The organism is Thiomonas intermedia (assembly GCF_002028405.1).
Taxonomy (GTDB): domain Bacteria; phylum Pseudomonadota; class Gammaproteobacteria; order Burkholderiales; family Burkholderiaceae_C; genus Thiomonas; species Thiomonas intermedia.
The window spans coordinates 2,184,309-2,210,963 of sequence record NZ_CP020046.1 but is presented as its reverse complement, the minus strand read 5'-3'; the positions used below and the strand labels follow the sequence as shown (position 1 = coordinate 2,210,963).

Genomic DNA, 26,655 nt, shown 5'->3' with positions numbered 1-26,655 from the left:
CGACCATGTCCAGCGTGCAAGAGCAGATCGATCAAATCGTCAAGAACAACGACGTGGTGCTGTTCATGAAAGGTTCGCCGCAATTTCCCATGTGCGGCTTTTCGGGGCGCGCGGTTCAACTGCTCAAGTCCTGCGGCGCCAGCCAGATCAAGGCGGTGGATGTGCTGCAGGACGACGCCATTCGCCAGGGCATCAAGGCCTATGCCAACTGGCCGACCATCCCCCAGCTCTATGTCAAGGGTGAATTCATCGGCGGCTCGGACATCATGACCGAGATGGCCCAGAGCGGTGAACTGCAGACCCTCCTCGGTGGCCTCAAGTAAGCGAGCCTGGTGCCACACCCGGCCGCGCCGACCCTTGCGATGAAGCGACCGCGCCTGATCGTTGCACTCACCGGGGCGACCGGCATTGTCTACGGCGTGCGGCTGCTGCGGCATTTGCAACGTCTGGACACGGTGGAGACGCACCTGCTCATCTCCGCGGCAGGCGTCCTCAATCTCAAGGTTGAAATGAACCTGGATCGCAAGGCGGTCGAGGCGCTTGCAGACGTCGTCCATCCGGTCGGCGACATCGGCGCCGACATTGCCAGCGGCTCGTTTTCGACCCTGGGCATGGTGGTTGCGCCATGCTCCATGCGATCGCTGGCGGCCATCGCCCACGGCTTCTGCGACAACCTCATCACCCGCGCTGCCGACGTTTGCCTGAAGGAGCGCCGCAAGCTGGTGCTGCTCCCGCGCGAGGCGCCGCTCAATCTGGCTCACCTGCGCAATATGACGGCGGTGACGGAGATGGGCGGCCTCATCTTCCCGCCGCTTCCCGCGTTCTACCTTCGGCCCAGCAGCATCGACGCCATGGTCGATGCCAGCCTGGCGCGCGTGCTCGATCACTTCGCCATCGACCACGATCTGGGCATGGAATGGGCCGGGGTCAGGTCAAGTTGAAGACGGCGCAGATGCGCCGCGGTTTGCTCAAAGTCATTGTGGCGCGGAGTTCTTCGGGCCTATAACGACAACATCCCTTCGGAGTTCGCCATGACCCAAGCCCGCCCCTCTCGCAAGACCCCGTCACGCACCGCACGCCCAGCCGCGCCAGCCGCCACACAACGACGCACGCCCCGCCACAACAAGGTTTCCGAAGGCGATATTCCCCCCGTCCTGACGCCGGAGGGCGTCCGGCGTTACGTCGTCGATCAATCGCAGGAGGCCGCTAGGCAGGCCGAGCTGGCGGCGCTGGCTACCGTCCTCAACACAACAGCCGCCGAGGCCAAGAGCGACGCGGGCGTCCAGGCGATTCTGGCGGGAGACGCACCCGATGACGCCCAGGCGATGCGCGAAGCGCTGGGTCTGGGCAGTCCCGAGCCCGTGCTCCACCGCACCAGCAATGAGCTGGCCGAAGATTGGCGCAAGGGTGGCTATCCCTACAAATACAAGATGCTGCGCCGGGATTACGAGCGCGAGAAGTTCGTGCTGCAGACCGAGCTGCTCAAACTCCAGGCCTGGGTGAAGGAAAGCCGCCAGCGCGTGATCATCTTGTTCGAGGGGCGCGACGCCGCCGGCAAGGGGGGCACGATCAAGCGCGTGATGGAGCACCTCAATCCCCGCGGCGCCCGCGTCGTGGCGCTGGAGAAACCCAGCGAAGTCGAGCGCGGCCAATGGTATTTTCAGCGCTATGTGCAGCACCTTCCCACGGCGGGCGAGATCGTCCTTTTCGACCGCTCCTGGTACAACCGCGCCGGCGTCGAACGGGTGATGGGCTTCTGCACGCCGTCCGAATACACCGAGTTTCTGCGCCAGGCGCCGGAATTCGAACGCAATCTGGTGCGCAGCGGCATTCACCTCATCAAATTCTGGTTCTCGGTCAGCCGGGACGAGCAGCGCCGCCGCTTCAAGGAGCGGCAGGTGCACCCGCTCAAGCAGTGGAAGCTGTCGCCCATCGACATGGCCTCGCTCGACAAGTGGGACGACTACACCCGCGCCAAGGAGGCCATGTTCTTCCACACCGACACGGCCGATTCACCATGGACCGTGGTCAAGTCCAACGACAAGAAGCGCGCGCGGCTCAACGCCATGCGCTATGTGCTGCACTCGCTGCCCTACGCCGGCAAGGACGTGGAGCGCATCGGGGAAGTGGACAACCTCATCGTCGGTCGCGCCAACTTCATCCACGAGCGCGGCGAGCACGATCTGAGCAAGGGCGAGTATGTCTGAGCACCGCGACGACTCGACCGGAGGCGTCCGGGGCGGGCGCTATGCACCCCCGAAACGGGTTGTATAGGCCTGCAGCATGGCCGCATCGACCACAGGCAGTTGTTCACGGATGCCGTCCAGCCGGGCATCATCGGCCGGGCGCTGCGCGGCGGACCAGGCCGACTGCGGCCAGTAGGCATCCCAGCCCCAGCGGGCGATGACGTGCCAGTGCAGATGCGGCACGACATTGCCCAGGCTGGCGAGGTTGATCTTGTCGGGCTGCAAGGTGGCGCGCAGCGTCTGCTCCGCCAGCACCACCGCGTCCATGCAGCTCAGACGATCGAGCGCGCTCAGATCGCTGAACTCGGCCACATGCGTGTTCCACACCACCCGATACAGCGCCGGAAGCATGGGGTCAGCGGCCCGAATGAGTCGAAAGGCAGGACCACGCCAGACGACATGCTCGCCTTCGCCAAGGCACAACGGACAGGGCGCGTGAACAGACACGGCTTCAAGCGCGCTGTGCGGCGCCCACCATGATGACCGCCCCTGTGGGCAAGCCGGTTGGAGACCCGCCCGGCGGTTCCACACTGACGGCAAACGCCTTGGCCTGCGTCAGGTGCGCGCGTGCGGCTTCGGGCAGGGGGTATCGCGTCTGCCCCTGGGCCACGACCCCCAGTGAAATCGGGGCGCCTTCGGTAGGCAGCAACCAGAGTTGGTAGCTCTTGCCCTGAGGAGGCGTCATGGCGCCGACGGCGGTCAGGGTCAGCGCACTGTCCTGCACGGTGACGACGGCGGCCTGGCCGCCCTCACCATGCATCAGGGCGGCCATCTGCACAGGCGCCACGGCACGGCTGCCCTGGCCCGGGTTCTGGACCAGCACCACGACGGAAAACGCCACCGCGGCCACGGCCACGCCACCGAGCAGCAAGGACAGCCGTCTCCAGGCGTGCACGCCCCAGCCTGCCGCCCCACTGACCGCCGACTGCGGCATCTCCGGGATTGCGCCGAGGCGCGCCGTGATGCCCTGCCAGACCGATTCGGAAGGGCGGCCCAGTTGCGGCGACGACAACAAGGCCGCGTCGAACCGCTCGCGCCAATCGCGCACCGCCTGGGCGAAGGCGGGGCTCTGCTCCAGCAGAAGCTGAGCCCGCCGCTGCGCCGCCGAGCTGAGGCCGCCGGTGAGCCAATCGGCCGCCAGGCGCTGCAGCAGATCGGCGTTGAGATAACGCTTGGGCAGACTCATCGCGCGCCCTCCCCCAGACAGTCGCGGAGAAAAAGCACCGCGCGCCGGATCAAGGTCTTCACGGTTCCCAGAGGCATCACCCGCTCGCGCGCGACCTCGGCGTGCGACTGTCCCAACACATAGGCCGCCGCAAGCAGATCGCGCTGGCGCGGCTGCAGCTGGCCCAGGCAATCCTCCATCTGCCTGCCCTGCAGACCCGCTTCGAGCAGGTGTTCGGGCGTGCGGTGATCCGGGATCTCCGGCAGATCGTCATCGTCACCCTGCAGGGGTACGACATATTGAGCCTCACGCTTGCTGGCGCGCAGGCGGTCCAGGCAGGTGTTGCGCACCAGGGCGGACAGCCAGGCCTCCGGGCTGCCCAGTGACGGTCGATAGCTCCCGGCCTGATGCCAGATCTTCACATACGCATCCTGCATCGCCTCCTCGGCCGCTGCGCGCTCACGCAACAGGCGCAGGCAGATGGCCCAGACCCGGTTCTGCGTGGCCGCGTAAAGCTGGCTGAACGCGTCGCGGTCAGCCAGGGCGGTATAGGCGAGCAGGGATTGAAGGTCGGGCATGAGAAAGGCGCGGCGGGGAACCCGGCTTGCGCGGCTCGGCCAACACCAGGCTTGCAGCAGAGCGGGCAGGTTCGCGACGCATGTTAACGACATCACGCCGCTCCCGCTGCCCATACAGACCCGAACCCACCATCAGGCGATGAAGGCCGCGGGCACCGGATCCTTGCCCAGGGCGCCCAGCAAAACGGCCCAGTGCATCGTCTCGTCGCCCATGATGCTGGCGGCCGCCTTGGCCAGGTCCTTGTTGTGAAACTGCGGTACCGCGCCGAGGTAGGCACTGGCCGCCCCCTTTTCGAGCCCGGCGGCGAACTCCAGCACATCGGCCTGCGTTTTCAGCGATCCGGTCGGAAAACCATATTCCGCGGGCTTCTTGGCCATGACCGGCGTGCCGCCGAGCTTGCCGATGGTCGAGGCGAGCACTTCGGCGTGGGCCTTGTGCTGGCCCTGGAACTTGACGGCCACATCGAGCACCGGCTTTTGCAGCAGGCCCGATTCGGCACCCACCTGGTAGGCGGCGATGGCCTGGTACTCCAGACCCAGCGCGGTGTTGAGAATGGCGATGTCCTGGGCTGACGATGTGGACGGCGTGCCCGCCCAACTGGCCACCGGCGTCAGCGCACTGGAGGCCGCCAGTCCGGCGGCGAACAGGCCGCCGACGCGGAAGAACTGACGACGGCCGGCGCCCGCCTCGGGGGATGCGGCCGATGCGCTGGACGGTTCGGCGTTTGGGGTGCGTTGCATGATCAAACCTCCTGGATGAGTGAGAAAGAGCACAGCGCAGAGCTTGCCGCTGTCGTTCGAATTACGCAGCGCAGGGCAAAACGGATTCAGCGGGAGGCGTTCATTTATTCCAGATCAAGAGATTGCAATTTCGGCATATCGGGCTGGGCTGTTTTTGCGCCTTGTCACATTTGAAACAACCTGTATCGGTGACGATGCGCGCCTCGACCGATTGTTCTCTTGCCATCTCGCCATCGCCTGGGGTGCCCGCCATGCCGCTTTTCCACCGCTTCGCACCTGCTGCCCGTTTGGGCCGCTGGCTTCGTCTGGCTGCCGTCTGCGCGGCCGTGGCCCTTGCCCCGTCGGCCTGGGCCAGCCCCGCGTCTGCACCGCTGTCGGCGCAGGCCGAGGTGGATATCCACTCGCCCTACCGCGTGGTGCCCAAGATGCCCACGGGTTCCAAGGCCACCGCCGATCACAGCAAGTTCAAGGAGCTTCAAGGTCCGTTCAAAAGTGGCCCCGAAGTCACCGCGGCCTGTCTGAGCTGCCACACCGAGGCGGCCAAGCAGATCAAGGGCACTATCCACTGGAAGTGGGAGGAAGTCGAGCAGGACTCCAAGCGCATCGTCGGCAAGAACAAGGTGATGAACAACTTCTGCGTCTCCACGCCGAGCAACCAGCAGTTCTGCACCGGCTGCCACGTCGGCTATGGAGATGCGAAATCGGGCGAGTTCGTCGCCTTTAGCAAGCGCCCCGACACCGATGTGGACTGCCTGGTCTGCCACGACCAGACCGGCAAATACAAGAAGGCGCCGTACCAGTCCGGCAACCCGGCCACCACGCGCATCGAAATGCCCCCGGGCTCGGGCAAGTTCATTGAGCCCATCGACCTGTCCGTCATCGCCCAGCATGTGGGCGACCCCAAGCGCGCCAACTGCGGCACCTGTCACTTCGCCGGTGGCGGGGGCGACGGCGTGAAGCACGGCGACCTCGACAGCTCGCTTATCAACCCGCCCAAGTCGCTCGACGTGCACATGGCCAGCGACGGCCTCAACTTCCAGTGCCAGACCTGTCATGCCACCGGCGGCCACGAAGTCAGCGGCAGCCACTACAAGCTCGACGCCAAACACGAGGGCGGCCAGTATGTGCGCGGCAGCCAGCACAACATGGGCAGCGCAGCGAGCTGCCAGTCGTGCCACGGCGACACACCGCACAAGGGCAGTCTGGCGCAAGACCTCAATATGCACACCCGCAACATCGCCTGCCAGACCTGCCACATTCCCGAGTTCGCCCGAGGCGGCGTGCCCACCAAGATGGAGTGGGACTATTCCAAGGCCGGGCAGCGCGGCCCGGACGGCAAGCCGCTGGTGATCAAGGATGAACACGGCCACCCCACCTACCTGGGCATCAAGGGCAGCTTCAAGCTCGGCGAGAACGTGGCGCCCGACTACACCTGGTTCAACGGCGCGGTGAAGTGGATGAACATCGGCGAGAACGCGGTGCCGAACAAAGATGGTGTCATCGCCATCAACCAGTACGGCGGCAGCGCCACCGACGGCAAGTCTCGCATCTGGCCCGTCAAGACCATGAAGGGCACCCAGCCCTACGACCCGGACATGCACCGCCTGCTGGCCATCCACAACGCCGGTTTCGACGACGCCGCCTACTGGCACACGATGGACTGGCAGAAGTCCATCGCCGCGGGCATGAAAGAGGCGGGCCTGCAATGGTCGGGCAAGTACACCTTCGTCAAGACCACCACCACCTGGCCGATCACCCATATGGTCGCCCCCAAGGACAAGGCACTGAGCTGCGCGCAATGCCATACCAACCAGGGTCGGCTGGAGAAGATCGACGGCATCTACATCCCCGGACGCGGCAAAGACCACCAACCCTGGATCGAAATGATCGGGCTCGGCGTAGCCGGGCTGAGCCTGGCCGGAGTGCTCGTGCACGGCGGCATCCGCAGCTTCATGTGGCTGCGCCGCCGCGACAAGCCCGGCAGCAAGAAGCACTGATCCACCGCGCACCACAGGCTCTTCGAGGAATTCGCCATGTCACACAAGAAACACGTCATCCTGTTCAAGCGATTCGAGCGCTTCTGGCACTGGAGCCAGGCGGGACTCATCATTTTGTTGATGCTCTCGGGCTTTCGCATCCACGGCCTCTATGACCTGGGCATGGATTTCCACACCGCGCTACGCATCCACACGGTGGCCGCATGGTCGCTGGTGGTGCTGTGGGTGTTCGCCATCTTCTGGCACTTCACCACTGGGGAATGGAAGCAGTACATCCCGACCTTCGACAAGCTTTTCCTGATCGCCCGCCATTACGCCTTCGGCATCTTCCGGGGCGAGGATCACCCCTATCACCAGACCGCCGCGCGCAAACACAACCCACTACAGCGTCTGGCCTACCTCGGCGTCAAGCTGATGATCAACCCGATCATCTGGATCAGCGGCATCTGGCTGATCTTCTTCGCCGATTGGGGTGCATGGCCGATCTGGCAGCAGTGGGGTATCAGCCTTCAGGTCGTCGCCTGGGCCCATACGGTGGGCGCCTACATGATGCTGATCTTCTTTATCGTGCACGTCTATCTGACCACCACGGGCCACACCCCGATGGCGCACATCATGGCCATGATTCGCGGCTATGAAGACGAACCGGCGCATCACCATCCGCGCGCCAAAGCCGCCCACAAGGCGACCGAAAACGCCTGACTCCGGTTCCGGCAAAACACAGCGGACTGGCGCCGGCTTCTCGCCCGCACCAGTCCGCACTCACACCAGCACGCGCTCGATGCCGCCGTTGTTCGCCGCCTTAACGTAGTCGGCCATCCAGTCTGCGCCGATGAGGTGGCGCGCCATTTCAATGACGATGTAGTCCGCCTCGAGCAAGCCGTGCTGCAGATCGTTGCCATACCGATTGAGCCCCTGCAGACAAGACGGGCAGGACGTCAGGATCTTGATGTCTCCGGCAAAGCCATCGGCCCGCAACGCCAGCTCGTTCTTGCGCAGCTCCTCTTCCTTGCGGAAACGCACCTGCGTGGCAATGTCCGGGCGTGAGACCCCGAAGGTGCCGCTTTCGCCGCAGCAACGCTCGCTTTTGCGCACCTCGTCGCCCAGCAGCGCCTTCACCGTCTTCATCGGCTCCTGCGTCTTCATCGGGCTGTGGCAGGGGTCGTGATACAGATACTTGACCGCCGCTGACGTGCCGCCCGGGCTGAGGCTGTAGCCCTTCTCCAGCAGGAACTCGTGAATGTCGATGATGCGGCAACCCGGGAAGATCTTCTCGAACTCATAGCCCTGCAGCTGGTCGTAGCAGGTGCCACAACTGACCACGACGGTCTTGATGTCGAGATAGTTGAGGGTATTGGCCACACGATGGAACAGCACCCGGTTGTCGGTGATGATCTTCTCGGCCTTGTCAAACTGCCCCGAGCCCCGCTGCGGATAGCCGCAGCACAGATAACCCGGCGGCAACACCGTCTGCACCCCGGCATGCCACAACATGGCCTGGGTCGCCAGACCGACTTGGCTGAACAGCCGCTCCGAGCCGCAGCCCGGGAAATAGAACACCGCCTCGCTGTCCACCGAGGTCCCGCGCGGGTTGCGGATGATGGGCACGAAGTTCTTGTCTTCGATGTCGAGCAGCGCACGCGCGGTCTTCTTGGGCAGCCCGCCCGGCATGGGCTTGTTGATGAAGTGGATCACCTGCTCGCGTATCGGCGGCTTGCCCACGGTGAGCGGTGGATGCGCCGTCTGTGCCTTGGCCGCCGGTTTGAGCACCCGCCGCGCCAGCCGCTGCGCCTTGAAACCCGCCCCCACCATGGCGCTGCGCACCAGCTTGATGGTCTGCGGTTTGGAGGCGTTGAGGAAGAACATGGCCGCCGCATTGCCCGGTTTGAAACGCTTCTTGCCCATCTTGCGCAGCAGGTTGCGCATATTCATGGTGACGTCGCCAAAGTCGATGTCCACCGGACAGGGCGTCACGCACTTGTGGCAGACCGTGCAATGGTCGGACACGTCTTCGAACTCCTCCCAGTGCCGGATGCTCACCCCGCGCCGGGTCTGCTCCTCGTACAGAAAAGCCTCGATCAGCAGCGAGGTGGCGAGGATCTTGTCGCGCGGTGAATACAGCAGATTGGCACGCGGCACATGCGTGGCGCAGACGCTCTTGCACTTGCCGCAGCGCAGGCAGTCCTTCACCGAGGCGCTGATCGCCCCGATGTCGCTTTGCTGCATGATCAGCGACTCGTGTCCCATCAGATTGAAGCTGGGCGTATAGGCATTGCGCAGATCGGCGGGATGCGCCGGATCGCCCATCAGCTTGCCCTTGTTGAAGCGTCCTTCGGGATCGACCTCGCGCTTGTAGGCGCGGAATTCGCCGATCTCGGCCTCGGTCAGGAACTCCAGCTTGGTGATGCCGATGCCGTGCTCGCCCGAGATCACCCCGCCCAGGCTTCGCGCCAGTGCCATGATGCGGGCCACGGCGTCGTGCGCCTGTTGCAGCATGGGGTAATCGTCGGAATTGACCGGAATATTGGTGTGCACATTGCCGTCGCCCGCGTGCATGTGCAGCGCCACCCAGGCCCGGCTCTTGAGCACGCGCTGATGGATGGCATCGATCTCGCGGCGCAAGGGTTCGAACAGACCGCCTGAGAACATCGCCGCCAGCGGTTTGCGCAGCTCGGCCTTCCAGGACGCCCGCATCGAGTGGTCCTGCAGCAGATGGAACAGCGTGCTCTGCGCCGCGCCAGCCCCGGCGAACACCGACGACAGCGCCGGCGCGAGCGCGCGTTGCGCCGCGGGCAGCGCCGACAGCGGCGTATCGAGATGATCGAGATAGAACGACCAGCGCGCATGCACGCCAGCGAGCAGCTCCAGCGCCTGGGCGCGCTTGGCCTCGAGGTCTTCGGGCGAGAGCGCGGCGCCGCCGTCGCCCAGTTCCTCGTTGCGGGCCAGAGGCAAGGTGCCGCGCAGCGCACGGTCGATCTCGGCCACCAGCGCGAGCTTGTTCTTCAGCGACAGCTCGACATTGATGCGCTCGATGCCATCGACATACTCACCCATGCGCGGCAGCGGAATGACCACGTCCTCGTTGATCTTGAAGGCATTGGTGTGACGGGCGATGGCCGCGGTGCGTTTGCGGTCGAGCCAGAATTTCTTGCGCGCTTCGGCGCTCACCGCGATGAAGCCCTCGCCCACCCGCGCATTGGCCATGCGCACCACCTCGGAGGCGGCACGGGCCACGGCCGCTTCGTCCTCGCCGACGATGTCGCCGAACAGCACCATCTTGGGCAACGTGCCGCGGGCACTCTTGGTCGCATAACCCACGGCCTTGAGATAGCGATCGTCCAGATGTTCAAGCCCCGCCAGAATGGCCCCGCCGGGCCGGTCGTCGAGAAAGGTCTTGATCTCGACAATGCTGGGAATGGCCTCGCGCGCCTGACCGAAAAATTCGAGACAGACCGTGCGCACATGCGGCGGCATCTTGTGCAGAACCCAGCGGGCGCTGGTGATGATGCCGTCGCAACCTTCCTTTTGCACGCCCGGCAGGCCCGCCAGGAATTTGTCGGTCACGTCCTTGCCCAGACCTTCCTTGCGAAACCGCGCCCCGGGAATTTCCAGCAGCCGCCGCGACTGCAGTGTCACGCCGTCTGCGGCGAAGGTGCTCACCTCGAAGCGGGCGACCTCCACGTCGTGAATCTTGCCGAGATTGTGATCGAGCCGTTGCACTTCCACCCAGCGGCCCTGCGGATCGACCATGCGCCAGAAGGCCAGATTGTCGATGGCCGTGCCCCACAGCACGGCTTTCTTGCCACCGGCGTTCATGGCCACATTGCCGCCCACGCAGGACGCGTCGGCCGAGGTCGGATCGACGGCGAACACCAGCCCGGCGGCGTCGGCGGCATCGGCCACGCGCTGCGTCACCACGCCGGCCGGCGTCTGAATGGTGGGTACGGGATGGGCCACGCCGGGCAATTCCAGGTATTCGACCGGGCCGATGCGGTCGAGCTTCTCGGTGTTGATCACCGCGCTCTTCCACACCAGCGGAATGGCCCCGCCGGTATAGCCGGTGCCGCCTCCACGCGGAATGATGGTCAGCCCCAGCTCGATGCAGCCCTGCACCAGCCCGGCGATTTCCGACTCGCTGTCGGGACAGAGCACGACAAAGGGATACTCCACCCGCCAGTCGGTGGCGTCCGTCACATGGCTCACCCGCGCCATGCCGTCGAAGCGGATCGCGCCCTGCGCGCTGTGCCGCCCCAGCACTTTGCGGGCGCGCTGGCGCAGCGCCGCGGCCTCGTCGAACCAGGTGGCGAAGGCGGCCACGGCGCCACGGGCACGGTCGAGGAGCTGACGCACCAGGGCGTCGCGCTGCGCGTCCGGGCTTGGGCTGTGCGCGCTGTCGTCGCGGCGGCGGTCGATTTCGCGCAGCCGGTGTTCGAGCGCGTCGATCAGTGCGGCGCGCCGCTTGCGGCTCTGCAGCAGATCGTCCTGAAGGAAGGGGTTGCGCTGCACCACCCAGATGTCGCCCAGCACCTCGTAGAGCATGCGCGCCGAGCGCCCGGTGCGCCGTTCCTGCCGCAGTTGATTGAGCCACGTCCAGGCCTGCTCGCCCAGCAGGCGGATCACCACTTCGCGGTCGGAGAACGAGGTGTAGTTGTAGGGAATCTCGCGCAGGCGCGGGGCCTCATCGGCCGGGCCCTGACCCAGCGCGGGAAGCAATTCGGGAGCGTGTGAAGCGGGGGCGTTCATCGGAACGGCTTCGGTCTAGCGGACCGGGGAGATAAAACGCCATTGTAGGGAGGGTGCCATTTCCGCGCGGCAGCCATGCCAACCGCCTTTCCGTGAGAAATTTCACACAAGACCCGGTGTGATGACGCGATGCAGCAAATAGGGGTAATCCCGGGCTTTTAAGCTGCTCGCATGAACGAACTCAAACTTGCCGAGCTGATGAGCGCGCTCAGCCATGCGCTCGACATGACCGAGGGCCAGCCCGAAGGCCACTGCGTGCGCTGTGCCTGGATCGGCATGTCGGTGGGGGGCGCCATCGGCCTTCCCGCACCGCAGCAGTGGGAGCTTTACTACACCCTGCTGTTGAAGGATCTGGGCTGCAGCAGCAACGCCGCCCGCATCTGCGAGCTCTACCTCACCGAAGACCTGCAGTTCAAGCGCGACTTCAAGCGGGTCGACGGCAGCCTGCCGCATGTGCTGCGCTTCGTGCTCGACCATACCGGCTTGCGCAGCGGCCTGGCCGAGCGTTTCCGGGCCACGCTCAATATCTTCCGCAATGGCCGGGACATCGCCCAGGAACTCATTCAGACCCGTTGCCAGCGCGGCGCCGACATCGCGCGGCAACTGCGCTTTCCCGAGAACGTGGCGCAGGGCATCCACGGCCTCGACGAACACTGGGACGGCAGCGGCAAGCCCGAGGGTCTGAAGGGCGAGCAGATTCCGCTCTACGCCCGGCTGGCCCTGCTGTCGCAGGTGGTCGACGTGTTTTTCACCGCCAGCGGCCCCGCCGAGGCCCGCGACGAGGTGCGTCGGCGTCGCGGCGGCTGGTTCGATCCCGAACTGGTCGATGCCTTCCTCGCCCTCTCCGAACAAGACGATTTCTGGCAGACGCTGCGCGACCCCGACCTCGGCAGCAAGGTGCTCGCCCTGGAACCGGCGCAGTGCTGCGTGCCGCTGGATGAAGACTATCTCGACGAAATCGCCGCCGCCTTCGGCCAGATCGTCGACGCCAAGAGCCCCTACACCGCGGGACACAGCGCCCGCGTGGCGCTTTACGCCGACCACATCGCCGCCCAGCTCGACCTCCCGTCCGAGCGCCGCCGCTGGCTGTACCGCGGCTCGCTGCTGCACGACGTGGGCAAGCTCGGCGTGAGCAATGCCGTGCTCGACAAGGCGGGCAAGCTCGACGCGGCCGAGTGGGAGGCCGTGCAGATGCACGCCACCTACACCGAGCGCATTCTGGGACGGATCAGCGCCTTCTCCGAGCTTGCCCGCGTGTCGGGCGCGCATCACGAGCGCCTCGACGGCACGGGCTACCCGCGCCGCCTCACCGCCGACCACATCGCGCTGGAAACCCGCATCATCACCACGGCCGACATCTTCGACGCCATTTCCGCCGACCGCCCCTACCGTGGCGCCGTGCCGATCGCGCAAACCCTGCAAATCATGTCCAAGACCGTGGGCACCGCGCTCGATCCGCGATGCTTCGACGCGCTGTGCAAAGCCGTGGATCAACTGGAGATGCTGGCGCCGCAAGACCTCGACCTGGCAGCCTGAAGCGGGCGCTTGCCGCTCACCAAGTTTTACAGTCTTCCTCTCCTGTTTTGGGCGATCTGTGCCGCTGAATCATGCACTGCCCTCCCCCCTCTCCATGATCGGCTTCATTCAGCACACTCTGCTTCACATGCTGGACAAATGCGGGGTGGCGGGTGCGCGAGCCGAGGTGCTCTGCCGGGTCGGCCTGCCGGAAGACACCCACTTTCGCATCGACACCGATTACGACGATCTGCAGGCCGCGGAACGCCGCCTGGCGCCTCAATGCTGAGCCGGCATGGCCACGTAGATCTCGACGCGGCGGTTGGCTGCCCGCCCCTCGGCTGTGGCGTTGCTGGCCACCGGGTTCTGCGGGCCCAGGCCCTGCGTCGAGATGCGCTGCGCGGCGACCCCGCGTGAAACCAGGAAGTTCTTGACCGTCAGCGCGCGGTTCTCAGAGAGCGGATAGTTGATGGCATCCGTGCCGGTGCTGTCAGTAAAGCCGAAGACCTGCACGCTCTCCGTGGGGTTCTGGTTCAGGCCGGTGGCCAGGCTTTCCAGAATGGGGTACATGCGCGAGTTGAGTTGCGCGCTGCCCGTGGCAAAGCCGGCGTCGGCCGGAACGTTCATCTTGAGGCGGTTGTCCTGCGTCTGCGTCACCTGCACACCGGTGCCCGATGCCTGCGCCTGGGCCTGCAGATCCTGCTTCTGTTTCTCGAGATGCTGGTTCCACAGATAGCCGCCCAAAGCACCGACCGCCGCGCCCGCCACGGCGCCCGTGGCCGCGCTCTTGCCTTTGTTGCCTCCCGCGGTGAGCACACCGATCAGGGCCCCGGCCGCCGCGCCCGCGCCCGCGCCTGTGGCTGTGGTTCGTTGTGAATCGCTCATGTTCGCGCAGCCCCCCAGGGACAGCGCGACCAGACCGGCCGACAGCGCGATGGCGATGGATTTTTGTGACTTCATGTAAGGCTCCTAGTCCAGACTTCGATGGTCATACCTTGTGACAAGTTTAGTTCCGTTCCCGCGGTGAAACGGAACTGTGATGTCGAATTTTCAGTCTATTCTGACAATATGGCATTCCCCCGAAAAGCAGCTCATGGACCGCTTCACGCCCCCCACCCTCACCCCCCCGCCACCGCTTCGACACGCCACTGGAAAATCGCCGCACTGGACGCTGGACTGGATCGATTACTCGCGCATCCAGATCGATGTGATTCACGACAAAGTCGATCTCTTCTACCTGCTCGTCAGCGCGTCGTTCATTGAATCGGGCTCGGACACCTATACCCGCAACCTCGTCGAACACTACGATGCCCATCCTCAGATCTCCGACTGGCTCCAGCACCAGTGGGAGCCCGAGGAACTGCAGCATGGCCGCGCGCTCAAGACCTATGTGCAGACGGTCTGGCCCGATTTCGACTGGGACGCGGCCTACGCCGCCTTTTTCGACGAATATTCCCGCCTTTGCACCGTCGAGGAGCTCGAAGACGACCGCGCCCTCGAACTGGTGGCCCGTTGCGTGGTCGAGACCGGGACGGCCACCTACTACCAGACCCTGCGCGACCTCTCGGCCGAGCCGGTGCTGGCCGAGCTGACCGAGCACATCCGCACCGACGAGGTGCAGCACTACAAGCATTTCTACCGCTACTTCAAAGAACTGAACGCCGAACGCAAGCTGTCGCGGGCACGCATCCTCGGCGCGCTCAGGCGGCGGCTGCTGGAACTGCGCACCAGCGATTCGGACATCGCGCTGCGTCATGTCTGGGCCTTCCGCCAGGCCATGCCCGGGGTGGACCAGGAGCCCTTCGAGCGCGTCTGCCAGCGGCTCTATCAGTATGTCGGCGCGCAGCTGCCCATGGATCAGGCGGTGAAAATGCTGCTCAAGCCGCTGGCGCTGCCGCACCGCATGGAACATTTCATCGAGCGTCCGCTCACGCACCTGGCCCGACGGGTGATGACGGCCTGAGCGACCGACCGGCGCTCAGCGCCCCGGCACGGCAAGACGGCTGCGGAGCCACGTCGGCACCCGCAGACCCGCCTGATCGGCCCGACGCAGAATCGCGTCAAGCACCCGCGGCACCTCGAACACGGCACGATTGGGATGCGCCGCCACTCTGGCGCGATAGTCGGGCAGATCGGCCAGGAAGGCGGGCAGCGCCGCGCCGATGGCACGAAAACTGGACAGCACCAGGCCGAAGCCGTTGTCGCGCACCCAATCGGTGTTGTAGCGTTCCTGCGGCATGGTCCACGCATTGCGGGTGACGATCACCGGCAGCCCCAGATGCAGGGCCTCGCTCAGAGATCCGGGGCCGGGTTTGCCGATGAAAAAATCACCCAGCCGCATCACCTCCGCCACGTCCGAGGTGAAACCCATCACCGCCCTGGGCGCCGTGGACGGCAGGGCGCGCAGCCTGGCCGCCAGGCGGGCATTGTGGCCGCACAGCAAAAACAGCTGCACATCGGGCAGTTGCTCGGCGAGGGTCGTCATGCTGCGCGAACCATGGCCGCCGAACATCACCACCCCGACCGGCCGCCGGGGATCGAAACCCAGCGCCCGCAGCCGGACCTCGCGGTCAAAGCCGACCGGCGTCTGATAGAAGTCGGGGCGAATGATCATGCCCGACGTCGCGTGCACCTTGTCGGCGGCAAAGCCGGACTCCAAGGCCTGCTGCACCGCGCGGGGCGAGCCGCAGATCAGGTGCTGATCCTGTCCCGGCTCCATCCAGAAATGCGGCGGCAAGTCGGCCAGATCGGTCAACAAGGTCACGAAGGGCACGCCGGGCAGCGTGGCGGTCAGGCTGTCGTAGAGCGCGCGGTTGAAGTTGGGAATGAGCGACACCACCAGATCGGGCTCGGTGCGCAGCCAGTGCAGTTTGAGGATTTTGAGCAGGGTGGGATGCAGCAGACGCAGCACGCCCTGCAACAGTCTGAGTTCGTGACGCAAGCCGAGGGTAAGCCCCCGCGCCAGCCGGGCGTTGTAATAGTCTTCGGGCGAAAAAGCGTATTTGCGCAGCGTGCCCTGGGGGTCAAGCACCTCGGTGAGGTTGACCAGCCGCACCTGCCAGGGCAGGCCCGCAAGCGCGATGCCCTGCTGCAGCGCCAGGGCCGAGGCCCGGTGGCCTCCACCGGCGTTGAAATAGATCAGATCGACCGTTCGGGTCTGCATGGGCTTGCGCATGGCGCCCTAAGTTACACCACGATTGTGACCCTTCTTCCCGCGTCAAGACGTGGCGAAAAGCGGGCATTTTGTAAATTTCACGCGCGGTGGATTGAGAAAATGCGCAAATTCAGGTTCCATGGCGCGTGACGACAGTAACAAATCCGTTCGTCGCCCCGAAACAGACTTGGAGTTCCCATGACATTCAAACTTGCCCTGATCGCCGCAGCCCTGCTTTCGCTTGCCGCCTGCCAGAAGGCTCAAGAGGCCGCCAGCAGCGCGGCCAGTGCCGCCCAGTCGGCCGCCAGTTCAGCCGTCGCCGCAGGCGCCAGTGCAGCGGGCGCCGCCGCGAGCGCCGCACATGGCGCGGCCACCAGCGCCGCCAGCGCGGCTGGTGGCGCGATGGACCATGCCGCCAGTGCCGCCCAGGGGGCGGCGAGCGCGGCCGGCCACGCCGTCGACAAGGCCGCCAGCGCAGCCAAGGAGGCCGCGACGTCGGCCGTGCATTCGGGCGCGGCGGCGGTCTCCGGCGCCGCAGACAAGGTCAAGGAAGCCACCACCAAGCCCTGACCGCCGCCTCGGTTCACCCCTGGCGAAACGGCGAGCTTCGGCTCGCCGTTCTGCATTGGGGCCGACTCACGCCAGATCGGCCTCGGGGTTGTCGAGGCTGAACACTTCGGCGTTGTCGTCGTAGGCGTAGATCTCGGCGTAGCGGCCCCAGTCGATGGCGGTGTCGAGCACGCGGCGCGCCTCGTCTTCGCTGAGGTGATCTTCGAGTTCGGTGAGAAAGCGCGAATCGGGCGCGCGGTGGTTGTAGCGCTCGTCGAGCACGGTGCGGATGCGCGCCACCAGCGGCACATGCTCGATGAGATGGCGGGCGAACAGCTCCTTGCGTTCCTGCAGCGTGCCATCGACGAACTGCCGCCCCGCGGGCAGCAGCATGATGTCGCCCTCTTCCGCCTGGGCCAGGCCCAGCAGCTCGGCGCCTTCGATGAGCGGAAAAAGCTCGTCCACCGAGAAGTGCATGTCCTCGGCGAGTTCGGGCAGGCTGATGCGGGTGTTGGCGCTGCTCTTTTCGAGCGCATCGAGCTCTTCGAGCAGCCCGGCCAGGGCGTTGACCGACAGGGCGGGCAGACGCAGGCCGATGCCGGGCACCTGCTTGCGCACCGCATCGCGTCCGGTCGGGCGGGCGGTCATGGCGCCGTAGATGCCCTCGACCAGATCGCGGAACTGGGGCGATTCGCGGTCGCGCGGGTGGGGCAGGTCGATGCGCATCTCGCTGATCACCCGCCCCGGGTTCGACCCCAGAATGACGATGCGGTCGGCCATGAGCACGGCCTCCTCGATGTTGTGCGACACCAGCAGGATGCCCCGCGTGGGAATCTTGCGCTCCGCCCACAGATCGAGCAGATCGGTGCGCAGGGTTTCGGCGGTAAGCACGTCGAGCGCGGAGAAGGGCTCATCCATCAACAGCACGTCGGGGTTGATGACCAGGGCGCGGGCGAATCCCACGCGCTGGCGCATGCCGCCCGACAGCTCGCGCGGATAGGCGGACTCGAAACCGTCCAGCCCGATGAGGTCGATGGCTTCCAGCGCGCGGGCTCGGCGCTCGCCCGGAGGCACCTTGAGCGCCTCCAGCCCCAGTTCGACGTTCTGCAGCACCGTCAGCCAGGGAAACAGCGCAAAGCTCTGGAACACCATCGCCAGGCCCGGCACCGGACCGTCGATCGGCTCGCCCCGGTGCAGCGCCGTGCCGCTGGTCGCGGGCACCAGCCCGGCCAGGGTGCGCAACAAGGTGGATTTGCCCGAGCCCGAACGGCCCAGCAGCACCAGAATCTCGCCGTCGCGCAGGTCGAGATCGACGCCGTCGAGGATGATCAGCTCGCCGCCCTCGGGCGTGCGATACGACTTGCGCACTCCGGCCAGATGAAAGATCGGGGCATGGCCCGCGGCGTCCTGAGCGCCGGGGGTCGGCTGAGAAGTCACGGCGTTCATGGATGCAAAGTCCTCGCAAAAACCAGGAGATTCGGTGTTTAGTCCAGCCGCACGCGCGTGGCGGCGATCTTGTAGAGACGGTGCCAGACCAGACGGTTGATGGCAATCACATACAGCGCCATCACCCCCACGCCCAGACCGACCTTCAAGGTCTGGCCCTGCTGGGTGGCCTCGGTAATGTAGGCCCCAAGCCCGGTGGCGACCAGGGTGTGACTGCCCCAGCTCACCACTTCGGCCACGATGCTGGCGTTCCAGGCCCCGCCGGAGGCGGTCAGCGCGCCGGTCACGAATCCCGGAAACACGGCGGGCAGATAGAGCTTGCGCCACAGCAGTCCGCCGCGCAGCCCCAGATTGCGGCCGGCCTCGCGCAGGTCACCGGGAATGGCCGAGGCCGCGCCGATGACCGAGAACAGGATGTACCACTGGCTGCCGAGAATCATCAACGGCGCGGTGAACACATTCACGTCGAGATGCCAGTGCACGATGGCCACGACCACCAGCGGAAACAGCAGATTGGCCGGAAAGGCGGCGAGAAACTGCGCCACCGGCTGCGCCACGGCCGCCCAGCGCGGACGCAGGCCGATCCAGATGCCCAACGGCACCCAGATCAGCGCGGAGATCGCCACCAGCACGAACACCTTGAACGCGGTGAACGCCCCCAGCAGCAGCACATGCCCGACCTGCGGCCAGCCGAAGTCGCGCGGCAGCACCAGAACCAGGGCCACGATCAGACCGAGGGTGAACAGCACCATGCTGGCGATGAACACCCGGTCGCCCCAGACCGGGCGCGGGCGCGGTGCCGACTTGCGCGACGGCACCGCGGGCAACAGGCGCACGCTGACCTCCCACAGCACGGCGGGCAGCCGCGCCAGCCGCTGGGTGAGACGGGTACGCCGCAGGAAGTCGAGCACCACCGAGCGCGGCGCGTCCACGCTGACGGTGTTGTCCAGGCGGAACTTGTCGGCCCAGGCGACGATGGGACGGAACAGCAGAAAGTCATACGACAGAATCACCACGACCATGGCGAGAATCGCCCAGCCGATGGCGCCGAGATTCTTGGCCGCGATCGCCGCGGCGATGTAAGAGCCGATGCCCGGCACCGACACCTGCTGGCCGGACACGGTCAGCGCCTCGGCGGCGACGACGAAGAACCAGCCGCCGGACATGGACATCATCGCGTTCCACAGCAGGCCGGGCGCGGCGTAGGGCAGCTCCAGCTTCCAGAACCGCTGCCAGCCGTTGAGTCGATAGAGCGTGGCGGCCTCGCCCAGATCGCGCGGCACGGTCTTGAGCGACTGGTAGAGGCTGAAGGTCATGTTCCAGACCTGCGACGTCCACACCGCGAAGATCACCGCGAACTGCAGCCCGAGCATGCTGCCCGGAAACAGCGCGATGAAACCGGTCACCGTGATCGACAGATACCCCAGAATGGGCACCGACTGCAGCACATCGAGCAGCGGCACCATGATCTTCTCGGCGTAGCGGTTGTTGGCCGCGATCCAGGCATAGATCAAGGTGAACACCGTGCTGGCGGCCAGCGCGGCCAGCATGCGCAGCACGGTGTAGAGCGCGTATTGCGGCAGATCGCCCGGATCGAGCGACAGCGCCACGGCCTGTCCCAGATGGAAGGGCTGCGCCATCTGCCGGCTGGCATGGCCGATGATGAGCAGCATGCCGATGACCAAGGGCAGCGCGATCAGATCGCGGCGATTGGGCAGCGGCAAAGCCAGCGGACGCAGATTGAGGGCCATGGACGCGAGCGGGAACGGGAGCGGAATTTGCGGGCCAAAAGCGGTGAAGTCTAGCGAGATGGCGATGACTTTTCGATGTCACACGCCGCCCGGCGACGCACGCAGACGTATCTGGACGTTTCATCCGGGAAAACCCTGATCCGCCCCTGTTTCGCTGCCCTGAGACGCCCGTGTCAGCTGCGAATTTCGCCGCGGCCCCATGCACAATGCACGCATGCAAGCCAGAACCTACCTCCGCGCCTCGCTGTTTGCGGCCCTCGTCGTCATCAGCCTCAAGCTGCTCGCCTGGAAAGTGACCGGCTCGGTGGGCTTTCTGTCGGACGCGATGGAGTCCGTCGTCAACGTCGCGGCGGCTGCCTTCGCCCTGTTCATCGTGCGCATCGCCGAGGCGCCCCCTGACGCCGATCACCCCTACGGCCACACCAAGGCGGAGTATTTCTCCAGCGGCATCGAAGGGCTGCTCATCGGCGTGGCGGCCGTGCTCATTCTGATCGAGGCCGGCCATCGCCTCACCCATCCCCAGCCCATCACCGACGTTCCCCTGGGCGCGGCGATCTCGGCGCTGGCCACGGCCATCAATCTGGGCGTGGCGCAGTGGATGCTGCGGGGTGCGCGGCGGCTGCGCTCCATCGTGGTCGAGGCCGACGCCCGCCATCTGATGACCGACGTCTGGACTTCCGTGGGAGTCATTACCGGCGTGCTGCTGGTGCCGCTCACCGGCTGGCTCTGGCTCGACCCCGTGCTCGGCATCGCCGTGGCCCTGCACATTCTGAGCGAAGCCTTTTCGCTCGTGAAGCGCTCGGTGGACGGCCTGATGGACAAGTCGATGGACGATGACGACCTTGCCGGCCTGCAGGCCGTGCTCGACCGCTTCCGTTCGCACGACATGCGCTTCGACCATGTGCGCACGCGCGTGGCCGGCACCCGGCGCTTCGCCTCCATGCACCTGCACATGCCGGGCCAGTGGACGCTGCAGCGGGCGGCCAACTGCCGGTACGCCGTGGAGAAAGCGTTGATCGACGCCTACCCCGGCATGACCGTGACCATCGAAATGCTCACTTCCGCACAGGAAAGCCTGCAGGAGGAGAATGCACAGACGCATACAGAGACCTCGGCCCTGACCGACAGCGCGCCCGGCGGCGCGGCGCCCCAACATCACTGAAGACCGCCTGCCCCACGTTTCCTGCCCCGGAGAGATCCATGCAACTCACCAGCCCCGCCTTCACCGATGGTCAGCCGATTCCCCCGCAGTACGCGTTCTGCAAACCCTCGGGGGTGGGCCATGTGGCCCTGTCGCAGAATTTCAACCCGCCGCTGGCCTGGTCGGGCGTGCCCGAACGCGCACAGAGCCTGGTGCTGATCTGCCACGATCCGGATGTGCCCAGTCGGGCCGACGACGTCAACCTCGAAGGTCACATCGTGCCCCCCGATCTTCCTCGCGTGGACTTCTATCACTGGCTGCTGGTGGACATGCCGGCAACCTGCACACACCTCGACGAGAAGGCCTTCAGCAACTCGGTCACGGCGCGCGGCAAGGCGGGCCCGGCCTGCGCCGACGGCATGCGTCAGGGCGTGAACGACTACACGGCGTGGTTTGCCGGCGACCAGGACATGGCGGGCCAGTATTTCGGCTACGACGGCCCCTGCCCGCCGTGGAACGACAGCCTGCTCCATCACTACACCTTCACCCTCTACGCCCTCGATGTGCCGCGCTGCCCGGTCGACGGGGTCTTCGGCGGGGCGCAACTGCGCGCTGCCATCGCCCCGCATGTGCTGGCCCAGGCCAGTCTCACCGGCACCTACACCCTCAACCCCGCCTTGCGCTGATCCATGCCCGACACTCCCGAAAAGCCCGACACCCCGTCTGCAGCGGCGCCTCAGCGCAAGCCCGGCATGAACGTGCAGCTCAGCGGGCTGCTGGGCATCGTCATCGCCATCGCGGTGCTCGTGGGCATCTTCTCCCTGCTGCGCGGCCGTCTGGTGAACCAGCCCGTGGATGCGCCGCAACTGCAGCTCGCCAACGACAGCCCCTGCATGGCCGATGGCATCAAGGCACTGGCCGCCAGCGGCAAAGCCATCACCTACGGTCAGCTCGGCAACCTGAAGAAACAGTGCGGGGAAGATGGCGAGTGAGGTCGGCGTCTGAGCGCAGCCGCTCACCCGTTTGACGCATCGGCACCGGGCGCCGGGGCCCGCGCAAACTGGGCCTGCACCCGCAGCCCCCGCCCCTCGACGGACGCGTGCCGCGGCAGCTCGCTCAGCGTGATCTCGGCATCGTGCTGGCGGGCGATCTCGCGCACGATGGCCAGACCCAGGCCGCTGCCTTCGCTGCCGTTGTCGAGAATGCGGTAGAACGGCTCGAACACCAGCGCACGCTCCGCCTCGGGAATGCCCGGGCCGCTGTCGTCGACCTGCAGTTGCACCACCGGACCGGCGCGCGACCCCTCGGCCACCGCACTACGCAGCCGCAGCGTGACGCTGCCTCCGGGCGGGGTGTAGGTGATGGCGTTGTGCAGCAGATTCTTGATCAGCTCCTGCAGCAACAGGGCGTTGCCGCGCACCTGCAGCGGCAGGGGCGGGCTGTCGAATTCCAGTTCGAGATTCTTGTCCAGCGCCAGCATGGCCAGCTCCTGCATGGCCTCGGCCGCGGGCTGGCGCAGATCGATGGTCTCGAACACCGCGCGGGCCGCGCCGCCCTGGTTCTCGGCGCGGGTCAGGGCCAGGAGCTGGTTGACCAGGCGGGTGGTGCGCTCCACGCTGCGACCGATCTGCCGCAGGCTGGCGCGCAGCTCCTCAGGGTCGGTTTCGCGCTGCGCCAGTTCGGCCTGCATGCGCAGGCCGGCCAGCGGCGTCTTGATCTGGTGGGCCGCATCGGCGACAAAGCGCTTCTGGGTCTGCAACGATTGCCGCAGGCGGGCAAACAGGCTGTTGATCGAATCGACGAGGGGCGCGATTTCCTCGGGCGCCTCGCGCTCGTCGATCGGGCTGATGTCATCGGCACGGCGGCGGATGCGCGCCTGCAGTTCGTTGAGCGGCGCAATGCCCTGTCCCAGACCGAACCAGACCAGCAGGATGAAGATGGGCACCACCACGAATTGCGGCAGGATGACGCCCTGCACGATGTCGCGCGCCAGCCGCGTGCGGGCATCCAGGCTCTGCGCCACCTGCACCAGCACCGGCATGGCGCGGGCCGCCCCGGGCGCAGCGGGGGGCCAGACCCAGGCCGCGGCCAGACGAACACCGTGCTCGCCCATCTCGCCATCGCGCCACGCGACCGACAGCGCGCCCGACGCATGGCCCGGCGGCAACATGGCCGCCGACGGCAGGCCCGGCGCGCCAGCCAGCAGCACGCCCGACGCACTGCGCACCTGATAGCCCAGAATGCCCCCGGCTGGTGGCTGCCGCAGCGTCAGCTGCCACAAGGCCGACTGCACCGCCGCCTGCGCGCCCTGCATCTGCACCTGCGCCGAGAGTTGGCGCAGCGTGTGCTCCAGTGCCGCGTCATAGGGTTTGGCAGCAATGGCCTGCGCCACGAGATAGGTGATGCCGATGGACAGCGGCCACAGCAACAGCATGGGGGCGAGCATCCAGTCGAGAATCTCGCCGAACAGCGAGCGCGGGTGCCGCCTGCGCCCCCGCTGGTCCTCCTGCGGGGACGGGGTCTGCGCCGCGGAGATTTCAGGCATCGGGGCGGACGGCCTCGGTCGTTGGCACGGGGGTCGGCGCGATCTTTTCCAGGCAGTAGCCCAGGCCGCGCACCGTGGCGATGCGCACCGGGCCGACCTCGATCTTCTTGCGCAGCCGGTGCACATAGACCTCGATGGCGTTGGTGCTCACCTCCTCGCCCCAGACGCACAGATGCTCGACGAGCTGATCCTTGCTCACCAGGCGACCCGCGCGCTGCAACAGCACTTCGAGCAAGGTGAGTTCGCGCGCCGAGAGTTCCACCACATGGCCGTCGAGGGTGACCACGCGGCCGGTGATGTCGTACTGCAGCGGGCCGTGCTGGATGATGGCGCTGGCGCCGCCCATGCCCCGGCGGGACAGGGCCCGAACCCGGGCCTCGAGTTCCTGCAGGGCGAAGGGCTTGGCCATGTAGTCGTCGGCGCCCAGATCGAGGCCGCGCACCTTGTCTTCCACGCTGTCGGCTGCGGTGAGGATGAGCACGGGCACGGTGGTGCCGCGGGCGCGCAGTTTGCGCAGCACCTCAAAGCCCGACAGCCGCGGCAGCCCCAGGTCGAGAATCAGCAGATCGAAGGCGCTGGACTGCAGCGCCGCGTCGGCGCTGTTGCCGTCGGCCACCTGATCGACGGCGTAGCCCAGCGCGCGCAGCGATCGCAGCAGCCCATCGGCCAGAACCCGGTCATCTTCGGCAATCAGTATCCGCATGCTTGTCTCCGCCCGGGTGTCTGGGCACCGCGCCCGGGATGTTATGGCGCAGATTTTAGGAGCCTGTCGGACTTGAGTCGCGTGAAGCGAAAAAAGGGTGTGGCGATGGCCCGGGGCGGTGGGTTTGCCTGCCTGGGGCGGGGCCGCGCTGCAGCACGACGGGCAGGGCTTGCTCGACCTGGAACTGAAGGGTGCGCGTGGGGAAGGCGAATCCCACGTCGTGCTGCGCGAACACCCGCATCAAACCCAGGTTGAGGGTCTGCTGGGTGTTCATGTAGGCGGTGAAATCGGCCGACTTCATCCAGTACACCACCTCGAAATTCAGACTGGAGTCGCCAAAATCCTTGAAATGCGCGCGGTCGAACCGGGCGTCGGGCTGGGCGTCGATCAGCGATTTCACCCAGACGGGAATCTGCTCCATGGTGTCGGCCGGTGTGTCGTAGGTCACACCGAAGGCGAACACGATGCGCCGCTCCTGCATGAACTTGTAGTTGCGCAGACGGGCCTTGGTCAGATCGGTGTTGGAAAACACCACGATCTCCCCGCTGATGGAGCGGATGCGGGTGGTCTTCAGGCCGATGTTCTCGACGGTGCCGGAGAAGTTGTCGACGACGACGAAGTGCCCGATCTGGAAGGGCTTGTCGAGCACGATGGACAGGCTGGAAAACAGATCGCCCAGAATGTTCTGCAGCGCCAGACCCACGGCGATGCCGCCCACGCCCAGACCGGCCAGCAGGGTGGTGACGTTGAAGCCGAGGTTGTCGAGCAGCAGCAGAAAGACCAGCGACCACAGCACCAGCCGGGCGATGAAACTCATCGCGGCCAGGCCGGTGGCCGTCTCGGGGTCGTGGGCGATGGCCCGCTCGCGCGACATGCGGATCCAGAAGTCGACAAACCGCGAGACCCACAGGCCGACCTGCAGGAACAGCCCCACGGCGGCCAGGCCGATGAGCCACCGGGTGGTCAGCTCGGGCAGACTCAGGTTCTGCACCGCGGGGTAAAGGCCGACGAGGCCGACGAGCGACAGGCGCGTGCCCTGCACGGCGCTGAGCAGCGCGTCATCCCAGCGGTTGGTGGTGCGCGCGGACAGGGCACCCAGCCACGACGTCAGGATGGGCTGGATGATCGCCACCAGCGCCACGACCAGCAGCAGCCAGCCCAGCGCCATCAGCCAGTTCTGCAGGGGATTGCCCAAAAAGGAAAGGGATAGCCATGCGCTCATCTCGCGGCCTTTCTCGGAGTGAAGAATCAGGAGGAAAACGGGGCTGGGCCGCCGGCCACTGGCTCATGCCATTGCACGCGGCGGCGCGGCAGATGCTGCGGCTGGACGCGCTGCATGTAGGCGATCACGCCCTCGCGGATGCGGCAGCGAAGCTCCCAGGCACGCGCCGAATTGGCCGCGCTGACCAGAAAGCGCACCTGCACCGCGGTCTCGGTGGCATCGGTCACATGCACCAGGGCCAGGCGGCCATCCCAGTCGGGGTCGGCCGCGCACAGACGCCTGAGCTCGTCGCGCAGCGCCTCGACCGGCGTGGCGTAGTCCACCCACAGAAACACGGTGCCCAGCAGGCTGGCGCTGGTGCGCGTCCAGTTCTGGAACGGATGTTCGATGAACCATTGCAGCGGCAGAATCAGGCGCCGGTCGTCCCACACGCGAAACACCACATAGGTGCCCGTGATCTCCTCCACCCGCCCCCACTCGCCCTCGACGATGAGCACGTCGTTGATGCGGATCGGCTCGGTCATCGCAATCTGCAGCCCGGCGAGCAGATTGCTCAGCACCGGGCGCGCGGCGAAACCCACCACCAGCCCGGCGATGCCTGCCGACGCCAGCAGGCTGGCGCCGATCTGCCGCACGTCGGGAATGCTCATCAGCGCCACGGCCAGCCCGACGAGCAGAATCAGGAAGCTCAGCACACGGGTGAGCACCCGCGCCCGCGTGAGCAGGCCGCGCACAGCGAGATTGGCGTCGAGCAGGTTGGGATCGTCGGGCAGTTGCAGACCGCCGCGCCGCAGCACCACGAGCTCGCCGCCCGCGCGGATCAGACGCATGGCCAGCCAGGTCAATGCGGCGATCAGAAGCAGGTGCAGCGGATGAATCGCCCAGGACGCAGCGCCCAACCCCGGCTTCAGCAGCGACGCATCGATGCGCAGCACCAGCAACAGCCACGCCAGCCGCAGCGGATTGCGCAGGCGCAGGACCAGGAACTGCCCGTTGCCGTCGGGCCCGCTCGCCCTCAGCAGCAGGCGCGCACCCAGCATGAACAGGGGTGCCGCCAGCAGCGTGAGCACGAGCGCCTGCGCCTGGGCCGGATGGGCCGGCACCCAGCCCCGCAGCATCGTCCAGCCGGCGTTCAGATCGTCGATCATCGTCGGTTCGC

Annotated in this window: 26 protein-coding genes; 12 read left to right on the top strand and 14 right to left on the bottom strand. The window is 66.2% G+C overall.

Annotated elements, in window-relative coordinates; translation table 11 throughout:
• The first annotated feature begins 5 nt into the window (after positions 1 to 5).
• From grxD to ppk2, 3 genes are all read left to right on the top strand, one after another.
• Positions 6 to 323: a Grx4 family monothiol glutaredoxin gene (gene grxD / locus BVH73_RS10295; RefSeq protein ID WP_079418395.1), complete on the top strand. Its 318-nt coding sequence runs from the start codon at positions 6 to 8 to the stop codon at positions 321 to 323.
• A 39-nt stretch (positions 324 to 362) separates the two neighbouring features.
• Positions 363 to 941 carry a UbiX family flavin prenyltransferase gene (locus BVH73_RS10290; RefSeq protein WP_079418393.1) on the top strand — a complete coding sequence of 193 codons (579 nt, stop codon included), beginning with the start codon at positions 363 to 365 and terminating at the stop codon, positions 939 to 941.
• A 90-nt stretch (positions 942 to 1,031) separates the two neighbouring features.
• Positions 1,032 to 2,207: a polyphosphate kinase 2 gene (gene ppk2 / locus BVH73_RS10285; RefSeq protein ID WP_079418392.1), complete on the top strand. Its 1,176-nt coding sequence runs from the start codon at positions 1,032 to 1,034 to the stop codon at positions 2,205 to 2,207.
• A 39-nt stretch (positions 2,208 to 2,246) separates the two neighbouring features.
• Here the strand turns inward: ppk2 and BVH73_RS10280 are convergent, their stop codons facing one another.
• The 5 genes from BVH73_RS10280 to BVH73_RS15810 all read right to left on the bottom strand — a co-directional run bounded on the left by BVH73_RS10280 (position 2,247) and on the right by BVH73_RS15810 (position 4,983).
• Positions 2,247 to 2,693, bottom strand: a complete 447-nt coding sequence (locus BVH73_RS10280) for an HIT family protein (RefSeq protein ID WP_079418390.1) — start codon at positions 2,691 to 2,693, stop codon at positions 2,247 to 2,249.
• Between the two features lie 4 nt (positions 2,694 to 2,697).
• Positions 2,698 to 3,432 (bottom strand): anti-sigma factor, encoded by a 735-nt coding sequence (locus BVH73_RS10275; protein ID WP_079418388.1) that lies wholly within the window; start codon positions 3,430 to 3,432, stop codon positions 2,698 to 2,700.
• Positions 3,429 to 3,989, bottom strand: coding sequence for a sigma-70 family RNA polymerase sigma factor (locus BVH73_RS10270; RefSeq protein ID WP_079418386.1), 561 nt, complete (start codon positions 3,987 to 3,989; stop codon positions 3,429 to 3,431). The genes BVH73_RS10275 and BVH73_RS10270 overlap by 4 nt, the downstream gene beginning before the upstream one ends.
• Before the next feature lie 132 nt (positions 3,990 to 4,121).
• Positions 4,122 to 4,730 (bottom strand): ferritin-like domain-containing protein, encoded by a 609-nt coding sequence (locus BVH73_RS10265; RefSeq protein WP_079418384.1) that lies wholly within the window; start codon positions 4,728 to 4,730, stop codon positions 4,122 to 4,124.
• Between the two features lie 100 nt (positions 4,731 to 4,830).
• Positions 4,831 to 4,983: a hypothetical protein gene (locus tag BVH73_RS15810; protein WP_154048471.1), complete on the bottom strand. Its 153-nt coding sequence runs from the start codon at positions 4,981 to 4,983 to the stop codon at positions 4,831 to 4,833.
• Here BVH73_RS15810 and BVH73_RS10260 point away from each other — a divergent pair.
• The gene (locus BVH73_RS10260) at positions 4,982 to 6,727 is read left to right on the top strand and encodes a tetrathionate reductase family octaheme c-type cytochrome (protein WP_079420523.1); all 1,746 of its coding nucleotides are present in this window, start codon (positions 4,982 to 4,984) and stop codon (positions 6,725 to 6,727) included. The genes BVH73_RS15810 and BVH73_RS10260 overlap by 2 nt on opposite strands.
• A gap of 36 nt (positions 6,728 to 6,763) precedes the next feature.
• Entirely contained in the window at positions 6,764 to 7,429 is a 666-nt protein-coding gene (locus tag BVH73_RS10255; RefSeq protein WP_079418382.1) for a cytochrome b/b6 domain-containing protein, read from the top strand.
• Positions 7,430 to 7,489: 60 nt separating this feature from the next.
• On the opposite strand, the gene BVH73_RS10250 is transcribed toward BVH73_RS10255, so the two are convergent.
• Positions 7,490 to 11,470, bottom strand: coding sequence for a DUF3683 domain-containing protein (locus tag BVH73_RS10250; protein ID WP_079418380.1), 3,981 nt, complete (start codon positions 11,468 to 11,470; stop codon positions 7,490 to 7,492).
• A 171-nt stretch (positions 11,471 to 11,641) separates the two neighbouring features.
• Here BVH73_RS10250 and BVH73_RS10245 point away from each other — a divergent pair, with 171 nt between their 5' ends.
• Positions 11,642 to 13,006, top strand: coding sequence for an HD-GYP domain-containing protein (locus BVH73_RS10245; protein ID WP_079418378.1), 1,365 nt, complete (start codon positions 11,642 to 11,644; stop codon positions 13,004 to 13,006).
• Between the two features lie 94 nt (positions 13,007 to 13,100).
• Positions 13,101 to 13,274: a hypothetical protein gene (locus BVH73_RS15805; protein WP_154048470.1), complete on the top strand. Its 174-nt coding sequence runs from the start codon at positions 13,101 to 13,103 to the stop codon at positions 13,272 to 13,274.
• Here the strand turns inward: BVH73_RS15805 and BVH73_RS10240 are convergent.
• Complete coding sequence (locus BVH73_RS10240) at positions 13,265 to 13,945, bottom strand: YiaD family glycine zipper/OmpA-like lipoprotein (protein ID WP_079418376.1); 681 nt, start codon at positions 13,943 to 13,945, stop codon at positions 13,265 to 13,267. The two genes, BVH73_RS15805 and BVH73_RS10240, sit on opposite strands and share 10 nt — an antisense overlap.
• A 133-nt stretch (positions 13,946 to 14,078) precedes the next feature.
• Between BVH73_RS10240 and BVH73_RS10235 the strand changes: the two genes are divergently transcribed.
• Positions 14,079 to 14,948, top strand: a complete 870-nt coding sequence (locus BVH73_RS10235; RefSeq protein ID WP_079418374.1) for a ferritin-like domain-containing protein — start codon at positions 14,079 to 14,081, stop codon at positions 14,946 to 14,948.
• A 15-nt stretch (positions 14,949 to 14,963) separates the two neighbouring features.
• Here the strand turns inward: BVH73_RS10235 and BVH73_RS10230 are convergent, their stop codons facing one another.
• On the bottom strand, positions 14,964 to 16,148 hold the full coding sequence (locus BVH73_RS10230) for a glycosyltransferase (RefSeq protein WP_079418372.1): 1,185 nt from the start codon (positions 16,146 to 16,148) through the stop codon (positions 14,964 to 14,966).
• A gap of 189 nt (positions 16,149 to 16,337) precedes the next feature.
• Between BVH73_RS10230 and BVH73_RS10225 the strand changes: the two genes are divergently transcribed.
• Positions 16,338 to 16,709, top strand: coding sequence for a hypothetical protein (locus tag BVH73_RS10225; RefSeq protein WP_079418370.1), 372 nt, complete (start codon positions 16,338 to 16,340; stop codon positions 16,707 to 16,709).
• 66 nt (positions 16,710 to 16,775) lie between these two features.
• Here BVH73_RS10225 and BVH73_RS10220 read toward each other — a convergent pair whose 3' ends face one another.
• Both BVH73_RS10220 and BVH73_RS10215 read right to left on the bottom strand, forming a co-directional pair.
• Positions 16,776 to 18,134 carry an ABC transporter ATP-binding protein gene (locus BVH73_RS10220; protein ID WP_079418368.1) on the bottom strand — a complete coding sequence of 453 codons (1,359 nt, stop codon included), beginning with the start codon at positions 18,132 to 18,134 and terminating at the stop codon, positions 16,776 to 16,778.
• A 38-nt stretch (positions 18,135 to 18,172) separates the two neighbouring features.
• Positions 18,173 to 19,885, bottom strand: a complete 1,713-nt coding sequence (locus BVH73_RS10215; RefSeq protein WP_079418366.1) for an ABC transporter permease — start codon at positions 19,883 to 19,885, stop codon at positions 18,173 to 18,175.
• Between the two features lie 214 nt (positions 19,886 to 20,099).
• Here BVH73_RS10215 and BVH73_RS10210 point away from each other — a divergent pair, with 214 nt between their 5' ends.
• Genes BVH73_RS10210 through BVH73_RS10200 form a run of 3 tightly spaced genes read left to right on the top strand, consistent with a single transcriptional unit; the run spans position 20,100 to position 22,018 of the window.
• Positions 20,100 to 21,047 carry a cation diffusion facilitator family transporter gene (locus BVH73_RS10210; RefSeq protein ID WP_245800316.1) on the top strand — a complete coding sequence of 316 codons (948 nt, stop codon included), beginning with the start codon at positions 20,100 to 20,102 and terminating at the stop codon, positions 21,045 to 21,047.
• Between the two features lie 38 nt (positions 21,048 to 21,085).
• Entirely contained in the window at positions 21,086 to 21,712 is a 627-nt protein-coding gene (locus tag BVH73_RS10205; protein WP_079418362.1) for a YbhB/YbcL family Raf kinase inhibitor-like protein, read from the top strand.
• 3 nt (positions 21,713 to 21,715) lie between these two features.
• Complete coding sequence (locus tag BVH73_RS10200; RefSeq protein WP_079418360.1) at positions 21,716 to 22,018, top strand: hypothetical protein; 303 nt, start codon at positions 21,716 to 21,718, stop codon at positions 22,016 to 22,018.
• A gap of 23 nt (positions 22,019 to 22,041) precedes the next feature.
• Here BVH73_RS10200 and BVH73_RS10195 read toward each other — a convergent pair whose 3' ends face one another.
• The 4 genes from BVH73_RS10195 to BVH73_RS10180 are packed head-to-tail and all read right to left on the bottom strand — an operon-like array spanning position 22,042 to position 26,644.
• Positions 22,042 to 23,571 (bottom strand): sensor histidine kinase, encoded by a 1,530-nt coding sequence (locus tag BVH73_RS10195; RefSeq protein WP_079418358.1) that lies wholly within the window; start codon positions 23,569 to 23,571, stop codon positions 22,042 to 22,044.
• Positions 23,564 to 24,274 carry a response regulator gene (locus tag BVH73_RS10190; protein ID WP_079418356.1) on the bottom strand — a complete coding sequence of 237 codons (711 nt, stop codon included), beginning with the start codon at positions 24,272 to 24,274 and terminating at the stop codon, positions 23,564 to 23,566. Before BVH73_RS10190 ends, BVH73_RS10195 begins: the two co-directional genes overlap by 8 nt.
• Before the next feature lie 55 nt (positions 24,275 to 24,329).
• A complete protein-coding gene (locus BVH73_RS10185; RefSeq protein ID WP_079418354.1) occupies positions 24,330 to 25,496 on the bottom strand; it encodes a mechanosensitive ion channel family protein in 1,167 nt (388 codons plus the stop codon).
• Between the two features lie 26 nt (positions 25,497 to 25,522).
• Positions 25,523 to 26,644, bottom strand: a complete 1,122-nt coding sequence (locus BVH73_RS10180; protein WP_079418352.1) for a mechanosensitive ion channel family protein — start codon at positions 26,642 to 26,644, stop codon at positions 25,523 to 25,525.
• Positions 26,645 to 26,655: the final 11 nt, after the last annotated feature.